The sequence below is a fragment of the Alcaligenes endophyticus genome (assembly GCF_026344035.1).
Taxonomy (GTDB): Bacteria; Pseudomonadota; Gammaproteobacteria; order Burkholderiales; family Burkholderiaceae_B; genus Alcaligenes; species Alcaligenes endophyticus.
The window spans coordinates 73,133-90,808 of sequence record NZ_JAPKND010000010.1 but is presented as its reverse complement, the minus strand read 5'-3'; the positions used below and the strand labels follow the sequence as shown (position 1 = coordinate 90,808).

The 17,676-nt window shown below is 50.4% G+C and carries 15 protein-coding genes; 14 read left to right on the top strand and 1 reads right to left on the bottom strand.

Annotated features, from left to right (window positions below; all coding sequences use genetic code 11):
- The first annotated feature begins 2 nt into the window (after positions 1 to 2).
- Together trmD and exaC are read left to right on the top strand one after the other, a co-directional pair.
- Complete coding sequence (gene trmD / locus OSH01_RS15235; RefSeq protein ID WP_266124983.1) at positions 3 to 749, top strand: tRNA (guanosine(37)-N1)-methyltransferase TrmD; 747 nt, start codon at positions 3 to 5, stop codon at positions 747 to 749.
- A 253-nt stretch (positions 750 to 1,002) separates the two neighbouring features.
- On the top strand, positions 1,003 to 2,529 hold the full coding sequence (gene exaC / locus OSH01_RS15230) for an acetaldehyde dehydrogenase ExaC (RefSeq protein WP_266124982.1): 1,527 nt from the start codon (positions 1,003 to 1,005) through the stop codon (positions 2,527 to 2,529).
- Positions 2,530 to 2,763: 234 nt separating this feature from the next.
- Here exaC and OSH01_RS15225 read toward each other — a convergent pair whose 3' ends face one another.
- Complete coding sequence (locus OSH01_RS15225) at positions 2,764 to 5,622, bottom strand: valine--tRNA ligase (RefSeq protein ID WP_266124981.1); 2,859 nt, start codon at positions 5,620 to 5,622, stop codon at positions 2,764 to 2,766.
- Between the two features lie 264 nt (positions 5,623 to 5,886).
- Between OSH01_RS15225 and ndk the strand changes: the two genes are divergently transcribed.
- From ndk to hflK, 12 genes are all read left to right on the top strand, one after another.
- Positions 5,887 to 6,312: a nucleoside-diphosphate kinase gene (gene ndk / locus OSH01_RS15220; protein WP_266124980.1), complete on the top strand. Its 426-nt coding sequence runs from the start codon at positions 5,887 to 5,889 to the stop codon at positions 6,310 to 6,312.
- Between the two features lie 35 nt (positions 6,313 to 6,347).
- Positions 6,348 to 7,496 carry a 23S rRNA (adenine(2503)-C(2))-methyltransferase RlmN gene (gene rlmN, locus OSH01_RS15215; protein ID WP_266124979.1) on the top strand — a complete coding sequence of 383 codons (1,149 nt, stop codon included), beginning with the start codon at positions 6,348 to 6,350 and terminating at the stop codon, positions 7,494 to 7,496.
- Positions 7,493 to 7,978 (top strand): helix-turn-helix domain-containing protein, encoded by a 486-nt coding sequence (locus tag OSH01_RS15210; protein WP_266124978.1) that lies wholly within the window; start codon positions 7,493 to 7,495, stop codon positions 7,976 to 7,978. Before rlmN ends, OSH01_RS15210 begins: the two co-directional genes overlap by 4 nt.
- Before the next feature lie 2 nt (positions 7,979 to 7,980).
- Positions 7,981 to 9,267: a flavodoxin-dependent (E)-4-hydroxy-3-methylbut-2-enyl-diphosphate synthase gene (ispG, locus tag OSH01_RS15205; RefSeq protein ID WP_266124977.1), complete on the top strand. Its 1,287-nt coding sequence runs from the start codon at positions 7,981 to 7,983 to the stop codon at positions 9,265 to 9,267.
- Between the two features lie 45 nt (positions 9,268 to 9,312).
- On the top strand, positions 9,313 to 10,602 hold the full coding sequence (gene hisS / locus OSH01_RS15200; RefSeq protein ID WP_266124976.1) for a histidine--tRNA ligase: 1,290 nt from the start codon (positions 9,313 to 9,315) through the stop codon (positions 10,600 to 10,602).
- A gap of 2 nt (positions 10,603 to 10,604) precedes the next feature.
- Positions 10,605 to 11,240 carry a YfgM family protein gene (locus tag OSH01_RS15195; RefSeq protein WP_266124975.1) on the top strand — a complete coding sequence of 212 codons (636 nt, stop codon included), beginning with the start codon at positions 10,605 to 10,607 and terminating at the stop codon, positions 11,238 to 11,240.
- Position 11,241: 1 nt separating this feature from the next.
- Positions 11,242 to 12,390 carry an outer membrane protein assembly factor BamB gene (bamB, locus tag OSH01_RS15190; protein WP_266124974.1) on the top strand — a complete coding sequence of 383 codons (1,149 nt, stop codon included), beginning with the start codon at positions 11,242 to 11,244 and terminating at the stop codon, positions 12,388 to 12,390.
- On the top strand, positions 12,387 to 13,757 hold the full coding sequence (der, locus tag OSH01_RS15185) for a ribosome biogenesis GTPase Der (RefSeq protein WP_266124973.1): 1,371 nt from the start codon (positions 12,387 to 12,389) through the stop codon (positions 13,755 to 13,757). The genes bamB and der overlap by 4 nt, the downstream gene beginning before the upstream one ends.
- A complete protein-coding gene (hisC, locus tag OSH01_RS15180) occupies positions 13,757 to 14,836 on the top strand; it encodes a histidinol-phosphate transaminase (RefSeq protein WP_266124972.1) in 1,080 nt (359 codons plus the stop codon). Before der ends, hisC begins: the two co-directional genes overlap by 1 nt.
- Positions 14,837 to 14,954: 118 nt before the next feature.
- The gene (hfq, locus tag OSH01_RS15175; RefSeq protein WP_266124971.1) at positions 14,955 to 15,191 is read left to right on the top strand and encodes an RNA chaperone Hfq; all 237 of its coding nucleotides are present in this window, start codon (positions 14,955 to 14,957) and stop codon (positions 15,189 to 15,191) included.
- A gap of 78 nt (positions 15,192 to 15,269) precedes the next feature.
- Positions 15,270 to 16,352, top strand: a complete 1,083-nt coding sequence (gene hflX, locus OSH01_RS15170; RefSeq protein WP_266124970.1) for a GTPase HflX — start codon at positions 15,270 to 15,272, stop codon at positions 16,350 to 16,352.
- Positions 16,342 to 17,670 (top strand): FtsH protease activity modulator HflK, encoded by a 1,329-nt coding sequence (gene hflK / locus OSH01_RS15165; RefSeq protein ID WP_266124969.1) that lies wholly within the window; start codon positions 16,342 to 16,344, stop codon positions 17,668 to 17,670. Before hflX ends, hflK begins: the two co-directional genes overlap by 11 nt.
- Positions 17,671 to 17,676: the final 6 nt, after the last annotated feature.

The following is a 17,676-nucleotide window of genomic DNA, read 5'->3' as shown; positions in this document are numbered from 1 at the left end:
TTATGCGTTTCGATGCCCTGACCTTATTCCCTGATATGTTTTCTATGCTCAGTCAGTTCGGAGTAGCTGGACGTGCGCACAAACAGGGCATTTGGTCCATGCATACCTGTAATCCACGCGACTTCACGCATGACGTGCATCGCACTGTCGATGACAGGCCTTATGGCGGTGGGCCAGGGATGGTGATGCTGGCAGAACCCTTAGAGCAAGCCTTAAATCAGGTTCAGGCAGAGCGCCAAGACGAGGCACCGGTTATTTTACTTAGTCCGGTGGGGCGACGTTTTGATCAATCTTTAGCACAAGACATGGCCAATAAAGGTTTGGGTGCTATTTTTGTATGCGGACGCTACGAAGGGATAGATCAGCGTTTCATAGACAAGCGTGTAGATGACGAAATCTCTATGGGAGATTTTGTGCTGTCGGGTGGTGAAATACCAGCCTTGGCCATTATGGATGCGGTAGTGCGCTTGTTGCCGGGAGTGCTGAATACAGCGGAGTCAGCAATTCAGGATTCTTTTCATAGTGGTAATAGTGGCTTGCTTGATAGCCCGCATTACACGCGCCCCGAGAGCTATTTAGGTGTAGCGGTGCCAGATGTCTTGATGTCTGGTCATCATTTGCGGATTGCGCAGTGGCGCCGTGAGCAATCGTTGCGTTTGACCTTAAAGCGGCGCCCCGAGTTAATTGAGCGCGCGCGCGCTGCAGGTCAGTTAAGCAAGGCCGATGAGCGTTTCTTAGCCAGTCTCTAACTTTATCTTTTCCACCTAATTGTATCTAGACCCTGCTTGATAGCAGGGTTTTTGCTATGGGCATTTCAGTGTGAAAAAGCTAGGCTAGTGTAGCTGCCGCTACTGGTGATTCAGTTGATCTGAAGGTCCGAGTAAGTGACTATAAGGTATAGACCGTGATGCGGGTAGCAAATGTTGACACCACTGATGATAGGGTCAGTGGCCAGGTGGTAGTCGTATTCCTTGTTGTTACACCAAATGAAAGGAGCATTAGATGAATCTGGCAGACTTGAAACGCTTTGGCATTGATATAGAGTTTCCCTTTAAAAAACGTTATGACAATTACATAGGGGGGAAATGGGTAGCGCCTGTTGCAGGTAATTATTTTGACAATGTATCGCCTATTACTGGGCAGGTATTTTGCCAAGTAGCACGTTCCGACAGTGAGGATGTTAACTTGGCTTTAGATGCTGCGCATGCGGTAAGACATGCCTGGGGAGCGACGTCCGCTGCACAGCGCGCTAGCGTATTGTTGAAAATTGCTGATCGTATAGAACAGAACCTAGAACGTTTAGCGGTAGCAGAGACTATTGATAATGGGAAACCATTGCGAGAAACTATGGCAGCAGATTTGCCCTTAGCGGTAGATCATTTCCGTTATTTTGCTTCATGCATACGTGCGCAAGAGGGCGCCATCTCCGACCTAGATGGCACTACGGTGGCCTACCATTTTAATGAGCCCGTTGGAGTCGTTGGGCAGATTATCCCGTGGAACTTCCCTTTGCTGATGGCTGCGTGGAAATTAGCTCCAGCGTTAGCGGCAGGTTGTCCTGTGGTGATGAAGCCGGCTGAGCAAACCCCTGCCTCGATTATGGTTTTGATGGAAACCATCGGTGATTTATTACCGCCTGGCGTGGTAAATATCGTGAATGGTTATGGCAAAGAAGCGGGCGAAGCTCTGGCCACTAGCACTCGTATTGCCAAAATCGCCTTTACTGGCTCTACACCGGTTGGTAAGCAAATCTTGCGCCATGCTGCCGACACCTTAATACCTGCGACAGTTGAGTTAGGAGGGAAAAGCCCGAACATTTTCTTTGCCGATGTGATGGCCGCTGATGATGCATTCTTAAATAAAGCCCTTGAAGGAGCTGCCATGTTTGCTCTGAATCAGGGTGAGGTCTGCACTGCCCCTTCGCGTTTGTTGGTGCAGGAGTCTATTTATGAGCAGTTTATAGAGAAAGTAGTGGCGCGGGTGGAGCAGATTAAAAAGGGCCATCCTTTAGATAAAACGACCATGGTGGGAGCTCAGGTATCGCAAGCTCAGTTAGAACGAATTATGGGGTATATAGATTTAGGGCGGGACGAAGGCGCTACGTGTTTAACAGGGGGCGAGCGCCACCGTATGGGGGAGGGTTTAGATAACGGTTTTTATGTCAGCCCCACGATGCTCTTGGGGAAAAACAGCATGCGCGTCTTCCAAGAAGAAATTTTTGGCCCAGTCGCGGCAGTGACCACTTTTAAGGATGAAGAGGAGGCTTTAGCGATTGCGAACGACACAATTTATGGTTTAGGTGCAGGGGTTTGGAGCCGCGATGGGTCACGAGCCTATCGCATGGGACGTGGTATACAGGCAGGAAGAGTCTGGACGAACTGCTATCACGTTTATCCCGCTCATGCGGCTTTCGGCGGCTATAAGCAATCTGGTATTGGGCGTGAAACGCATAAAATGGCATTAGCTAATTATCAGCAAACCAAGTGTCTACTGGTGAGCTACAGCGATCAGGCTTTGGGCTTCTTTTAAATCCAAATATGGAAAAAAGCAGGCCGTATAAATTGCACCCCAAAAGTTGATCTTGAAACCAACCTTTGGGGTGTTTTTATGCCTAAATAGGTCGATAGGATTAACTCATCTGTATTCTAGATATTGCGATCCTCGTTACCGTTAGCGGGAGGCTGGGGCTTACGTAAACAGTTCCGCCGCTGCGCAGCGGAGCTTATGCGAGCAGTTCACGTAGGCCGCTTTTTTTATTGCTAATTATGCAATTTTAGCTAATTGCTCGTGCACCTTGTTGAGCGTTTCGGTGAACTGAGCTACACGTTCACGCTCTTGCTCTACAACGGCTGCTGGGGCGCGTTCTACAAAACTGGCGTTGCCTAGTTTTCCTTGTGCTTTGTTGATTTCGCCCTGTAAGCGTTCGATTTCTTTGCCTAGGCGTGCGCGCTCAGCCTCGACATCGATTTCTACGTGCAGCATGAGCTGGCAGTCCCCTACAATTTGTACTGGGGCGCCTGCATCGGGCAGTTGGTCAACAATATCCACTTGCTGTAATTTACCCAAAGCAGCCAAATAGGCACTATTGCGTCGCAGGGTGTCGGGTTTGCCTTGTGCGATGAGAGGTACGCGTTCGGCAGGCGATAAATTCATTTCACCTCGCAGCGCGCGGATGGCATCTACTTGGGCTTTTAACTCTGCTACTAGAGCCTCGGCGTCAGCATCAATTGCCTTAGGGTTGGCGACGGGATAGGGCTGTACTGAAATGCTGGTGATTTCATTATGAGCACGTTTTCCGGCGACTAAGGCCACCTTCTGCCATAGTTCTTCAGTAATGAAAGGGATAATTGGATGCGCTAGGCGCAGTACCACCTCAAGCACACGGATTAAGGTGCGCCGAGTGGCTAATTGTTGGGCAGGGGTACCGTTTTGAATTTGGATTTTTGCCAGTTCTACGTACCAGTCGCAATATTCATCCCATACAAAGTGATAAATGGCATTGGCAATATTGTCGAAGCGGTAGTCGGCAAAGCCGCGCTCTGCGTCCTGCTCTAAACGCTGCAGTAGGCTCACAATCCATTTGTCAGCAAAGGAAAATTCTAGTTCTACTTGCTCTTGATTGAGTTGTAGGTCGTGACCTTCGGTGTTCATGAGCACAAAGCGGGTAGCATTCCAGAGCTTATTACCGAAATTTCTGTAACCTTCGCAGCGCTTCATGTCGAAGTTAATGTTGCGTCCTAGGGTGGCGTAGGCCGCCATAGTGAAACGTAAGGCGTCGGTACCGTAGGCGGGAATGCCGTTGGGGTAATCTTTGCGAGTACGCTTAGCAATGGCTTCGGCTTGTTTGGGATTCATTAAGCCGTAGGTGCGTTTTTCAAGCAGGCCCTCTAGGCTGATGCCATCAATCAGGTCCACAGGGTCGATGGTATTACCGCGGGATTTACTCATCTTTTTGCCTTCCATGTCGCACACTAAGCCGTGTACATACACAGTACGGAAGGGAACGTGGCCGGTCAGGTGCATGCTCATCATGACCATGCGAGCCACCCAGAAGAAAATAATATCGAAGCCTGTGACCAGTACGCTGGAAGGCAAGTAACGCGCGAGGTCAGGGGTTTGTTCTGGCCAGCCTAAATCAGTAAAAGGTACCAGTGCAGAGGAAAACCACGTATCCAAGACGTCGTCATCACGACGCAAAGGTCCGGTAACACCTGCTGCTTTGGCTTTTTCTAATGCTTCGGCTTCGTTGCGAGCGACAAAAATAGCGCCGTTGTCGGCGTACCAAGCGGGTATTTGGTGGCCCCACCACAGTTGACGTGAGATACACCAATCTTGGATGTTGTGCAGCCACTGGTTGTAGGTGTTTCGCCAGTTGTCTGGATAGAATTGTACGCGGCCGTCAGCAACCACTTCTAGCGCCACCTCGGTGATGCTTTTTCCAGGATGCAGGCTGTCGGCTGGCGCTGCTTGGCTCATGGCGACAAACCACTGGTCGGTTAACATGGGTTCGATAATTACGCCCGTACGGTCGCCTCGAGGCACCATAAGCTTGTGTGGCTTTACCGCTTGTAGCAAGCCCAGGGCATCAAAATCAGCCACAATACGCTTGCGTGCTTCGAAGCGCTCGAGACCACGGTAGGCCTCGGGGGCATTGTCTGCGATGTGAGCATCCAGGGTAAGGATGCTAATCATTTCTAATTGATGGCGTTGACCAACGGCATAGTCATTGAAGTCGTGGGCGGGGGTGACCTTTACCACGCCGGTGCCGAACTCCCGATCGACGTAGTCGTCCGCAATGATAGGGATTTCACGACCTACTAAAGGTAGGGTAACGGTTTGGCCAATGAGTGCTGCATAGCGCTCATCTTCGGGGTGCACCATAACAGCCGTATCCCCCAGCATGGTTTCTGGGCGGGTGGTGGCTACCACCAAATGGCTAATACCATTTTGTGGGGTGGTGAGCGGGTAGCGAAGCTCCCACATATGGCCATCTTCTTCTTCGCTGACTACTTCTAGGTCGGAGACGGCTGTGCCAAGCACTGGATCCCAGTTCACCAAGCGTTTGCCACGGTAAATTAAACCTTGCTCATAAAGGCGTACAAAAGTCTCTACCACACCGCGGGACAGGTTGCTGTCCATGGTAAAGTATTCGCGCTCCCAGTCGCAGGAGGCGCCAAGACGACGGAATTGCTGGGTAATGGCGTTGCCGGAGTGCTCTTTCCATTCCCATACTTTTTCGAGAAATTTCTCCCGTCCCAAGTCGTGGCGGCTGATTTTTTGAGCGTCCAGTTGTCGTTCCACCACAATTTGGGTGGCAATGCCAGCATGGTCTGTGCCCGGGATATACACCGTATCATCGCCTTTCATGCGATGGTAGCGCGTCAGACCGTCCATAATGGTTTGGTTGAACGCGTGTCCCATATGCAGCGTGCCGGTAACGTTCGGCGGCGGAGACTGAATAACAAAAGCTTCGCTAGTGTGGTTAGCATCAGTTGGTACATGCTGGCCAGCTTTGAAATAACCACTTTGCTCCCAGCGAGCGTACCAACGCTGTTCTATTTCTTGGGGGTCAAAGCTTTTCGACAGTTGGTCCTCAGTAGAGGGAGCGGATGAGTTAGTCATGTTGTTGCAAATAAGTTTGTGGCATAGTGAGCAAAAAGTTTATTTTTGATGAACGATTTTGCTTGTTTCATGCCAAAAAAGTGAAGATAAAAGAGATCATTTTAAGATGTAGCCGAGCGTCGTGGGCATGCTAAAATTCTAGGTTGCCGTAAATACGACGAAAGTGCTTGTTTTTATTGAAAAAAGCACAATTCATATGCTTGCATACGTTTTCGTCTACGTTGCAAAGACTACACTATATATTGTTATTACTTGGATTTTCTCATGGCTATTGAACGCACCCTATCCATTATCAAGCCCGATGCAGTGGCAAAAAATGTTATCGGTCAAATTGTTTCTCGTTTTGAGAACGCTGGACTAAAAGTTGTTGCCGGTCGTCTGGTGCATCTGTCCCGTGGCGAAGCTGAGCGTTTCTACGCCGTGCATAGCGAGCGCCCTTTCTTCAAAGACTTGGTCGATTTCATGATTTCCGGTCCTGTATTTGTTCAGGTTCTGGAAGGTGAAAACGCCATCGCTACTAACCGCGACCTGATGGGCGCTACCGATCCTAAAAAAGCTGAACCAGGCACGATTCGTGCTGACTTTGCCGACAGCATCGATGCTAACGCTGTACACGGTTCAGATGCCCCTGAAACAGCTGCTGTTGAAATCGCTTTCTTTTTCTCAGAGTCCAACGTTTACAGCCGTTAATCGTCTCGTATACGTATAACTCGTCGTAAATTTTTATGTCTTCGATCGAAACTACTAATCTGTTGGGCATGAGCCCGCAGCAATTAACCGAACTTGTTGCGCAGTGGGGCGGCAAGCCCTTTCGCGCGCGGCAATTGCAACGCTGGATGCACCAGCGCTGTACGGATCAGTTCGATCTGATGACAGACTTGGCGCGCGACTTCCGTGAGCAATTAACGGCTCACTGCGAGGTGCGCGCGCCATCGATGTCGCACGAACATATATCCGCTGATGGCACACGCAAGTGGTTGTTTGACGTGGGACAAAGTAATGCTGTTGAGGCAGTATTTATCCCTGAGGATGATCGCGGCACCTTGTGTATTTCCAGCCAAGCGGGCTGTACCGTGGCCTGTCCGTTTTGCTCTACAGGCTATCAAGGCTTTAATCGTAATCTAACCACTGCTGAAATTATTGGTCAGCTCTGGTTCGCCAAGCGGGCTTTGTTGCAGGCCCCTGAAGCGGCGCGTATTGGTGAGGGGCAAACGGAAAATCAGCGAGTTATTAGCAATGTGGTCATGATGGGCATGGGCGAACCCTTGCTTAATTATGATCAGGTCTTGGGCGCTTTGCTGTTGATGCTAGATGACCATGCTTATGGTTTATCGCGTCGTCGCGTTACGGTATCTACTTCAGGTGTGGTGCCCATGATGGATAGATTAGCGCAGGACTGTCCTGTGGCCTTGGCCGTGTCCTTACATGCCCCTAATGATGCCTTACGGGATCGCTTGGTGCCATTGAATAAAAAATATCCCTTAGTTGAGCTGCTTGCCGCCTGTAACCGTTATTTGCAACGTGCGCCGCGCGATTTCATTACCTTCGAATATATTATGTTGGATGGTATTAATGACGCCGATCAGCATGCCTATGAGTTGCTTGAGATTGCCAAGCAAGTGCGTTGTAAATTTAACCTTATTCCTTTTAACCCTTTCCCGCAGTCAGGCTTGAAACGCTCTAGCGCTAATCGTGTGCGTCAGTTTGCACAGCTTTTGAGCGATGGCGGGGTAGTGACGACCGTACGTAAAACACGTGGTGATGATATAGCGGCTGCTTGTGGGCAGTTAGCGGGGGATATACGTGACCGCACGCGTATCCAAGAGCGTATGCCAGCGCGTGCCACCATCTTATTGAAACAGGAGCCCGCATGAGCCCAAAGCAGCCATCCGTTAACCCTACGCTCAATGCTCATGAGACTATAGGAGTAGGGGCTCTGCTTAAAGCGTTGCGTGAAGCAAAAGGTGTAAGTCTGTCGGATGCTTCGGCGCGTATCAAGTTTTCGGTTCGTCAGCTAGAGTCGCTCGAAACAGAACAGTGGGACAGTTTGCCCGATGGTTTGTTGCTACGCGGCATGGTAAAAAATTATGCGCGCTACTTAGAGGCAGATATGGATGCTGTATTGCTACAGCTCGAGTCTCAGGTCAGTGGCGTAGAGGCCCCACGCCCAGTTCCGAAAAATCTTTCTTCGGCGTCGACGCGCGGTGATACAGCCTTATATTCAGAGCGTCAGTCACGCTCTTGGGGCTGGTGGTTGATTATTTTGCTGGTGTTATTAGTTGCGGGTTTTTATGCCCTAGATCGAGGCTGGATCCCCGAATCGTGGTTGGTGTTTGACTGGCTGAAAGGTTTGTAATCATGGGCACGGAAATATTGAACTGTACGGAACAGGCTTTACCTGTAGGTGCGCAAGCGAAGCGCTCTACCCGAAAAGTGGCTGTATCTTGGGGGCAAAAAGTAGTACACATCGGGGGTTCTGCATCTGTGGTTGTACAGTCCATGACTAATACGGATACAGTTGACGCCATCGCCACAGCGATACAAGTCAAAGAGCTGGCCATGGCAGGGTCTGAGCTTGTGCGTATTACGGTCAATACACCCGAGGCAGCGCGAGAAGTGCCAGCTATTCGAGAACAATTAGATCGCATGGGTATTGATGTTCCGTTGGTGGGCGATTTTCATTACAACGGCCATAAATTACTCACTCAGTTTCCTGAGTGCGCGCAAGCGTTATCCAAGTATCGTATCAACCCCGGGAATATGGGTGGTGGGAAGCGGCGGGATGATAATTTTGCCCAAATGATAGAAGTGGCTTGTCGTTACGAAAAACCCGTCAGAATTGGCGTGAACTGGGGGAGTTTGGATCATGAGTTGCTCGCACGCATGATGGACCAGAACCAGCAGCGTCAGCACCCTTGGACGCCGCAGGCGGTGATGCGTGATGCGTTGGTGGTGTCGGCGGTGAGTAATGCTGAGCGTGCGGAAGAGCTCGGCTTGGCTGCCGATGCTATTATTCTGTCGTGTAAGGTTAGTCACGTACAAGATTTGATCACGGTTTATAAAGACTTGTCCGCCCGTTGCACGTATCCCTTGCATTTAGGTTTAACCGAAGCGGGTATGGGCAGCAAAGGTATTGTGGCGTCTACTGCGGCCTTGGCCGTATTGTTACAGCAGGGCATAGGAGATACGATTCGTATTTCCCTCACGCCCGAGCCCGGTGGAGACCGCAGCCGTGAAGTCGTGGTAGCGCAAGAAATATTGCAGACTATGGGCTTGCGTGCTTTCACTCCTATGGTGGTCGCATGCCCCGGTTGTGGACGCACGAGTAGTACGGTGTTCCAAGAACTGGCGAGCGATATCCAGACCTATTTGAGGGATCAAATGCCGGTATGGAAAACGCGTTATCCTGGTGTGGAAAGTATGAATGTAGCGGTTATGGGCTGTGTGGTTAATGGCCCTGGGGAAAGCCGACATGCCGATATCGGCATTAGTTTACCTGGCACCGGGGAACTCCCTTCTGCACCAGTTTATGTAGATGGCGAGCGTGTCGTTACCCTTAAAGGTGATACCATCGCTCAGGAATTCCAAGAAATCGTGGAAAATTACGTACAGCGGCGCTACGGTAGTGGCGCTAATCACTCTTGAACTTCGCCTGGCTTTCCTAACGGCCGGGCAGGCAGTAAATACAATATGACGCAGCAGTTTCAAAAGCTACGCGCCTTAACAGGCATGAAAGACTTGCTTCCAGGCGAAAGCGCGCAGTGGGAGCATTTAGAAGAGTTAGTGCGCGAATGGTTGGCGAGCTATGGGTATCGCAATATGCGTACTCCCGTACTGGAATTCACCCAGTTATTCGCGCGCGGCATTGGCGAAGTGACCGATATCGTTGAAAAAGAGATGTATTCTTTTACCGACTCCTTAAATGGTGACAAGCTAACCATGCGGCCCGAGTTCACAGCCGGCATGGTACGTGCCAGTATTGAACATAATTTGCTTTATGATCGACCTCAGCGCGTCTACGCAATGGGGCCGGTGTTTCGTCACGAACGCCCTCAGCGTGGACGCTATCGTCAGTTTCATCAAATTGACGTTGAGGCCTTGGGCTTGCCGGGGCCAGATGTCGATGCTGAGCTGATTCTCATGCTGGCTCGCTTATGGCGCTTATTGGGGCTTAATGATATCCGTCTTGAGCTGAACTCTTTAGGACAAGCTAGCGAGCGTGCAGCCCATCGGGCGGCCCTGATTGCTCACCTTGAAGCGCATAAAGATGTGCTGGACGAAGAGGCGCAGCGACGTATGTACGTTAATCCGCTACGGGTCCTAGATACGAAAAACCCTGCTATGCAAGACATGGCGAATACGGCGCCACGTTTATTTGATTTCCTCCAAGAAGAGTCAAAAGCGCACTTTCGTGGTGTGTGTGAACGCCTTGACGATGCAGGTATTGCCTACACCTTAAATCCCCGTTTGGTGCGTGGGTTGGATTATTACAACCTGACCGTGTTTGAGTGGGTGACGGATCGCTTGGGAGCCCAGGGCACTGTGTGTGGTGGCGGTCGTTACGATGGTTTGATTGAGCTGTTGGGGGGTAAGTCAGCTCCGGCAGTCGGTTTTGCTATTGGCATGGAGCGTTTGCTTGATTTGTGGCAGCAGGATCAAGAGCCGCTCGCGGCACCTGAGTGCCAGGTGTACATGGTGCATCAGGGTGAGTCTGCTCAGCGTACTTGTGCCTTATTGGCCGAACAGCTACGTGATGCTGGTTTACATGTCATTGTGCATGCAGGCTCTAGTGGTTTTAAGTCTCAGTTTAAACGCGCTGATGCTAGCGGTGCTGCCGTTGCCGTCATAGTAGGTGACAATGAAATTCAGTCTCAGGCGGCTAGTGTTAAATGGCTACGCCTGAGCGATGAGCAAACCGAGCAACAAGAGTCGGTTGAATTTGAACAATTAGCCGCTGTGATCGCAGCAAGGATTCTATAAGCATGGCCTACGATCTAGAAGAACAGGAAAAACTGGACCAGATAAAAGCTTGGTGGGATCGTTATGGCACTTTTTGTGTGATCCTAGCGTTTGTTGCTTTAGCGGCGGTGGCAGGATGGCGCGGCTGGATCTGGTATCAAGGTCATCAGGCTGGTCAGGCTATGGGGTATTTTGAAGCGCTAGAAAGCGCAACTCGCCAAGAGGGCGAAGAGTCAGAGGCCCGTATTAAAGCGGCCAGTGCTACGTTGCGTACTGATTTCCCTAAATCTGGCTATACCTCTCGTGCCGTTTTGATGGCGGCAGCGGCTTTGCAGCAGCGGGGCGACCAGGAAGGTGCTAAGGAACAATTGAACTGGTTGGTCGCAAGCAAATTTGATCCCGCTTTACAGGCTGTGGCGCAACTGCGTTTGGCGGGCCTGTTGTCTGAGCAACAGCACTATGACCAAGCTTTGGCATTGCTAGAGTCAGCTCCGGTTGGGTTTGCTGCACTATATGCTGACCGTAAAGGGGATGTGTATTTCGCCCAAGGAGACAAGCAAAAAGCTCGTCAAGCTTGGCAGGCAGCGGTGGCTGAACTTGAAAATGATCCTTTGTCACAAGTAGTTCAACTGAAAATTGATGCATTATCCGGAGTGTAATATGCGCGCAGTCTTGTCCCGTCGCTTCTTGCGCACCAGTGTTTGTGCATTGAGCTTAGTTGTTTTGGCCGCGTGCTCCAGCACGGATACACGTTACGACCCAGCCCCGTTGGGCGAATACGGCAACACGATCACTAGCAATGTGCTGTGGTCAGTGTCTTTGGGAAGCGGTTCTGATGTTGGGTTTGCGCCTGCGTTGGTTGGTAGTGATGTGTACGCCGCGGTGCCTTCGGGCCAAGTTCATAAAGTTGATCTGGGTAGTGGACGCGTGATGTGGTCGGCCAATGCAGGTAAGCGTTTGACTGCAGGTGTCGGCAGTGATGGTCTCGTTACTGCTGTGGTGACGGCTGATGGCGATGTGGTGGCCTACGATGATGCTGGGCAAGAAATCTGGCGCACTCGTGCCAGTAGCGCGGTAACCATTCCTCCGGCTGTGGGCGAGGGCGTGGTGGTTGTGCGTGCCAGTGATTACCGTATTCAAGCGTTTAACGCCCGGAATGGTGAACTGCTCTGGAGTGTTCAACGCCCGGGTCCTGCACTGTCGTTAAAAACCGGTATGCAAATGCGTATTGTGGATGGCATGTTGTTAACCGGTATGCCCAATGGCAGGTTAATGGCTATTAATACCCAAACCGGCGGGGTAGTGTGGGAAGGTAGTGTGTCGGTATCGCAAGGCGCTACCGATTTAGAGCGAATTAACGACGTAGTCGGCGCGCCACAGGTACAAGATCCATTACTCTGTGGAGCGACGTATCAAGGACGAGTCGTGTGTTTTGATGTGCAGCAAGGGGGCGTGCCCCTATGGGATCGCAAGATATCTGCTGTCTCGGGTCCTGTGTCCGATAGTCATTTGCTGTATATCGCGAACAGTCGCGACAAGATTGAGGCTCTGGCTTTAGTCAATGGGCAAACGGTTTGGGAGCAGGATGGTTTACGTAATCGTCGTTTAGCCACTATGGCGGTCACGCCGCGAGTATTAGCGGCAGGCGATTATCAAGGTTACGTACATTTCTTATCTCGTATTGACGGTAAGCTAGAAGGTCGACTTAGCGTGGGTGGTGGGCCGATTGTGTCGCCACTATTGGGGACCGATCGTGGTGTACTGGTTCAAACGGGAAATGGTAATTTGGTTTTGGTGGGTATTAATTGAAAAGCACTACTTTTAAACCTGTAGTGGCGTTGGTTGGACGTGCTAATGTAGGCAAGTCCACACTGTTTAATCGCCTCACCCGTTCGCGTGATGCCCTAGTGGCAAACTTTCCCGGCTTAACGCGAGATCGACATTATGGTGAGGGCCGTTTGGGTGGGTCGCCTTATCTAGTGGTGGATACAGGCGGCTTTGAGCCTGTGGCAAAGTCGGGAATGCTATTAGAGATGGCGCGCCAGACTCAGCAAGCGATTGCTGAGTCTGATGTGGTTATTTTTCTTGTCGATGCGCGCGAGGGTCTTAACGCTTTAGACTTGGAAATTGCGCAGTTACTGCGACGTCAAGGGCAAACCGTATTTTTGGCGGTAAACAAAGCTGAAGGGATGCGCCATGAAGCAGGTGGAGCTGAATTTCATGAGCTAGGCCTGGGGCATCCTTATCCTATTTCAGCTTCGCATGGTGATGGTGTTGAAGACCTGATTAGCTTAGCTTTAGCTAAAGTCCAAGAGCTACGCCCCGTAGTGTTGGACGAGGCAGATGATGGCACCGAAGGTGACGTAGAGCATCGCATTAAGCTGGCGATTGTTGGTCGCCCTAATGTGGGCAAGTCTACGCTGATTAACACCTTGTTGGGCGAGGAACGTGTCATTGCCTTTGATCAACCCGGTACAACTCGTGATGCGATTGAAATTGAGTTCGAGCGCAAAGGGGTCAAGTATACCCTTATAGATACCGCTGGTTTACGCAAGCGTGGCAAGGTATTTGAAGCCGTCGAAAAGTTTTCAGTGATTAAAACATTACAAGCTATCGAGGCGTGTAATGTGGTGTTGCTGATGATAGATGCTCACACTGAAATTTCTGATCAGGATGCTAGTATTGCCGGTTTCGTGGTTGAAACGGGGCGTGCTTTAGTTATCGGGATCAACAAGTGGGACGGTTTAGACGACTACCAGCGCGAATGGATTATGCGTGAATTTGAACGCAAATTACGATTTTTGAGTTTCGCGCGTATGCATACGCTGTCAGCATTAAAAGGGCAGGGAATCAATCCGCTATTGAGTTCAGTTAACGCTGCCCATGCGGCCGCTTTCCGTAAATTGTCTACCCCTAAGCTAACACGCGTACTACACGATGCGGTAGAGCAACAGCAGCCGCCGCGTAAAGGAATTTTCCGTCCTAAGCTACGCTACGCCCACCAAGGTGGAATGAATCCGCCCATAGTGGTGATTCATGGCAATGCTTTAGACGCTATCTCTGATTCGTACCGACGCTATCTGGAGTCTCGTTTCCGCGAAGCCTTTGACTTGCAAGGCACGCCTTTGCGGATAGAGCTTAAGTCATCTAAAAACCCGTATTTGAAGGAGGCTTAATGAGCCGTTTGTGGAGTGATCATGTCGTTGGCTTAACGCCCTACCTTCCTGGCGAGCAGGTCAAGTTAGACAATATGCTGAAGCTTAATACTAACGAGCATCCTAATGGTCCTTCACCGCGTGCGATCGAGGCCATCCGTCAAGCAGCAAACGATGACTTACGCTTATATCCGCCCGTTAATTCGCTGGCGTTGAGGCAGGCTATTGCGACATGGTTAAAGGTTGAAGCAGATCAGGTTTTTCTGGGTAATGGCTCAGATGAAATTCTTGCCCATGTCTTCAGTGCATTATTCTTGCGCTCCGGGCGTCCCTTGTTGATGCCCGATATTACCTACAGTTTTTACACTACGTACAGCACCTATTATGGGGTGCCTACCGAATGTATCCCCTTGGCGTCCGACTTCAGTATTCGCGTGTCTGATTATACTGCCCAGCGCGAAGTGCCTCCGGCAGGTATTATTTTTGCTAACCCCAATGCCCCTACCGGACGTGCTTTAACCATAGTGGACATTGAGGCTATTTTGCAAGCGAATCCTGACACGGTGGTGGTGGTGGATGAAGCCTATGTGGATTTTGGGGCGCAGTCTGCAGTCAAGCTGGTGAACCAATACGACAACTTATTAGTGATTCAGACCTTTTCTAAGTCTAGGGCGTTGGCAGGCTTGCGGGTGGGGTTTGCTGTGGCACAAACGGGGCTTCTTGAGGCCTTGGCGCGTGTGAAAGATAGTTTTAACTCCTATCCTATGGACAGCTTAGCATTAGCTGGAGCCGTCGCTTCCGTGCAAGATCATGATTATTTTGAACAGCAGTGTCAGATCGTGATCAATGCTCGAGAGCAACTAGCGAAAGACTTGATAGAGTTGGGTTTTGAGGTTCTGCCGTCGAAAACTAACTTTTTGATGGTAAGTCATGCCAACCATTCGGCCAGTGAACTACAACAGGCTTTGCGTGTCCAAGGTATATTGGTGCGTCATTTTAAGCAATCACGTATTGATAACTATCTGCGTATCACAGTAGGGTCTCCAGCACAATGCCAGCGTCTTTGTGACTCCTTAAAAGTCATCTTAGGCCGCGCTTGAGGCGGAAAACAAAGAAAATAAAGAAAACAGAGCAGAATAGATGCGTGTTCAGGGAAAACCCTGTACAGTATTGATCTGCTAAGTATTTGGCTATAACAACACAATTGGAGCATACCCAATGAGCAACAAAGGGCAAATTCTACAAGACCCGTTTTTAAATGCGCTACGTAAAGAGCACATCCCCGTTTCCATCTATCTGGTTAATGGTATTAAGCTACAGGGGCAGATTGAATCTTTTGATCAGTATGTTGTACTGCTGCGTAATACTGTTACGCAAATGGTGTACAAACACGCGATCTCCACGGTCGTTCCTGCTCGGCCAGTGAATCTGGCTGTAGATTCCCCGGCTGAATAAGCCAAGGATGCAGTTGGTTTGTATTGTTATACCCGTCGTGCATAGTTTGACGACGGGCATCTCTTTATCGGACAGCCCATGAAGGCACTGATTATCAGTGTAGATATGGGTGAGCCGGATTTTCAGGCGCACTCAGAAGAGTTTCTCATGCTCGCCCAAGGGGCTGGCGCACTGATCGTTGAGACTATTGTCGTTCGACGACAACGCCCTGATCCCGCTTATTTTATTGGTACAGGTAAGTTGGACGAGGCGTTAGGCTTAGCCTTGTCCGGGGGCGCTGAAGTTATATTGTTTGATCAGGTTTTAAGCCCTGCGCAACAGCGTAATTTAGAGCGGCGCTTTGAGTTGCGAGTCGTTGATCGAGTTGCCTTAATTTTAGATATTTTTGCATTGCGAGCGCAAAGTCATGAGGGTAAATTGCAAGTTGAGCTCGCTCAACTGCAGTATTTGTCTTCTCGCTTAACGCGCATGTGGACGCACTTAGAGCGTCAACGCGGTGGAATAGGTATGCGTGGTCCAGGCGAGTCTCAGCTCGAGATGGACAGACGTATGATCGGTGACAAAGTGCGTACGTTACGCGAGCGCTTAGCTCGTGTTCAGCGCCAACGCACGACGCAACGTCGTGCACGTAGTCGAGGGGATACTTTGTCCGTATCGTTGGTGGGATACACCAACGCTGGCAAATCCACGTTGTTTAATGCGTTGACGCGTGCAGATGCCTATGCGGCCGATCAGTTATTTGCTACTTTAGATACCACCACTCGTAGGGTGTGGCTAGAGGGTAAAGGGCAGGTCGTGGTATCCGATACGGTAGGTTTTATCCGGGATCTACCGCCCACCTTAATTGCTGCTTTTAGGGCTACTCTCGAAGAAACGATACACGCTGATTTGCTATTGCATGTTGTGGATGCTTCCAGTCCGCAGCGCGATGAGCAAATATTTGAAGTTCATAAGGTGCTTGCCGATATTGGTGCAGATGCTATACCCCGCATATTGGTTTATAACAAAATAGACCTACTTGGCTACGAGCCGCGTATAGAACGGGATGAACATGGTACCATTGCGCGAGTCTTTGTCAGCGCTTTCGAGCGCATTGGATTAGACGAATTGCGTGCAGCGATCGTCGATTCAGGTCACATAGCGGATACTAATGCGTCTTAAAAATACTATATTCAATTTAAACGATCCCGGTTGGGGACGAGACGGTGGCAAGAACGGCTCGGAGCCTCCGCGTCGTCCGGGTAAGCCCGATAGCCCTCCTGATCTGGACGAGGTTTGGCGAGATTTTAATAACCGCCTAGGTTCCATGTTTGGTCGTGGTGGCTCTAAACGTCCCCCTACCAATACTCCCTCTGGAGGCTCGGGCGGACCCCGTTTGCCAAAAGGCTCACCTCGTCTGTTCATATTTGGCGGCTTGGTAGCAATTGGTTTATGGATGGCCAGCGGCTTTGTTATCGTCCAAGAAGGGCAAGTGGCAGTTGTTACTCGCTTTGGGGCCTATACCAAAACGCTTAATCCTGGTTTGCAGTGGCGCTGGCCTAGTCCTATTGAGAATGACCAAACGGTTAATATTTCTCAATTGCGTACTTTTGAAGTCGGCTACCGAGGTTCATCACGCAATAAAGTATTGCCAGAATCGCTGATGTTGACGAACGACGAAAATATCGTCGATATGCAATACGTGGTGCAGTACCGCTTATTGCCGAATGGTGCGCCTGATTACCTATTTAATACCGTCAACCCAGACGAGTCAGTGCGTCAGTCAGCTGAAACCGCGATGCGGGAAATCGTTGGGCGCACGCCTATGGATTCCGTGTTGTATTCAGGTCGTACACAAATTGCAGTAGATGTACAGAAGCTGGCGCAATCCATTTTGGATCGCTACGGCACAGGTATACAGATCAGTACCGTAGCTATTCAGAACGTGCAGCCTCCCGAGCAAGTTCAAGCTGCTTTTGATGACGCCGTGAAAGCGGGTCAAGATAGGGAGCGTCAGATCAACGAGGGTACGGCCTACGCGAATAAGGTTCTCCCAGAGGCAGCGGGGCAGGTGGCTCGTATGCAGCAAGAGGCGGAAGGGTATAAGGCCAAGGTTATCGGTGATGCCCGAGGTAACTCAGCACGCTTTACAAGTGTGGAAACCGAGTACGCGAAAGCCCCAGGGGTTACACGTGATCGTCTCTACATAGCAACGGTTCAAGAGGTGTTGGAAAACAACAGCAAAGTATTGTTAGATGCTTCTGCTGCAAACAATATGTTGTATTTGCCTCTAGATAAAATTGCTGCTCAGGCAGCGCGTGGTTCTGAGGCAACGGCTCCAGCAGCGAGTGCGGGCAATGCAACGGCGAGCGGGGCAGCGGCTAACGAGCCGATGAAGCGTCCGGCTGGTGCTAACAACGCAGTCTCTACCTCTACTTCACCGGTTGTGCCGAACTTGCCAGGTTCGCTGCAGAACCCCTATTCACCTTATTCACGCTAGGAGAGC

Coding starts and splice junctions, on each gene's coding strand:
- exaC (WP_266124982.1), top strand. CDS start 1,003: ATGAATCTGGCAGACTTGAAACGCTTTGGCATTGATATAGAGTTTCCC.
- hfq (WP_266124971.1), top strand. CDS start 14,955: ATGAGCAACAAAGGGCAAATTCTACAAGACCCGTTTTTAAATGCGCTA.
- ndk (WP_266124980.1), top strand. CDS start 5,887: ATGGCTATTGAACGCACCCTATCCATTATCAAGCCCGATGCAGTGGCA.
- OSH01_RS15210 (WP_266124978.1), top strand. CDS start 7,493: ATGAGCCCAAAGCAGCCATCCGTTAACCCTACGCTCAATGCTCATGAG.
- ispG (WP_266124977.1), top strand. CDS start 7,981: ATGGGCACGGAAATATTGAACTGTACGGAACAGGCTTTACCTGTAGGT.
- hisC (WP_266124972.1), top strand. CDS start 13,757: ATGAGCCGTTTGTGGAGTGATCATGTCGTTGGCTTAACGCCCTACCTT.
- hflX (WP_266124970.1), top strand. CDS start 15,270: ATGAAGGCACTGATTATCAGTGTAGATATGGGTGAGCCGGATTTTCAG.
- bamB (WP_266124974.1), top strand. CDS start 11,242: ATGCGCGCAGTCTTGTCCCGTCGCTTCTTGCGCACCAGTGTTTGTGCA.
- hisS (WP_266124976.1), top strand. CDS start 9,313: ATGACGCAGCAGTTTCAAAAGCTACGCGCCTTAACAGGCATGAAAGAC.
- OSH01_RS15195 (WP_266124975.1), top strand. CDS start 10,605: ATGGCCTACGATCTAGAAGAACAGGAAAAACTGGACCAGATAAAAGCT.
- trmD (WP_266124983.1), top strand. CDS start 3: ATGCGTTTCGATGCCCTGACCTTATTCCCTGATATGTTTTCTATGCTC.
- rlmN (WP_266124979.1), top strand. CDS start 6,348: ATGTCTTCGATCGAAACTACTAATCTGTTGGGCATGAGCCCGCAGCAA.
- hflK (WP_266124969.1), top strand. CDS start 16,342: ATGCGTCTTAAAAATACTATATTCAATTTAAACGATCCCGGTTGGGGA.
- OSH01_RS15225 (WP_266124981.1), bottom strand. CDS start 5,622: ATGACTAACTCATCCGCTCCCTCTACTGAGGACCAACTGTCGAAAAGC.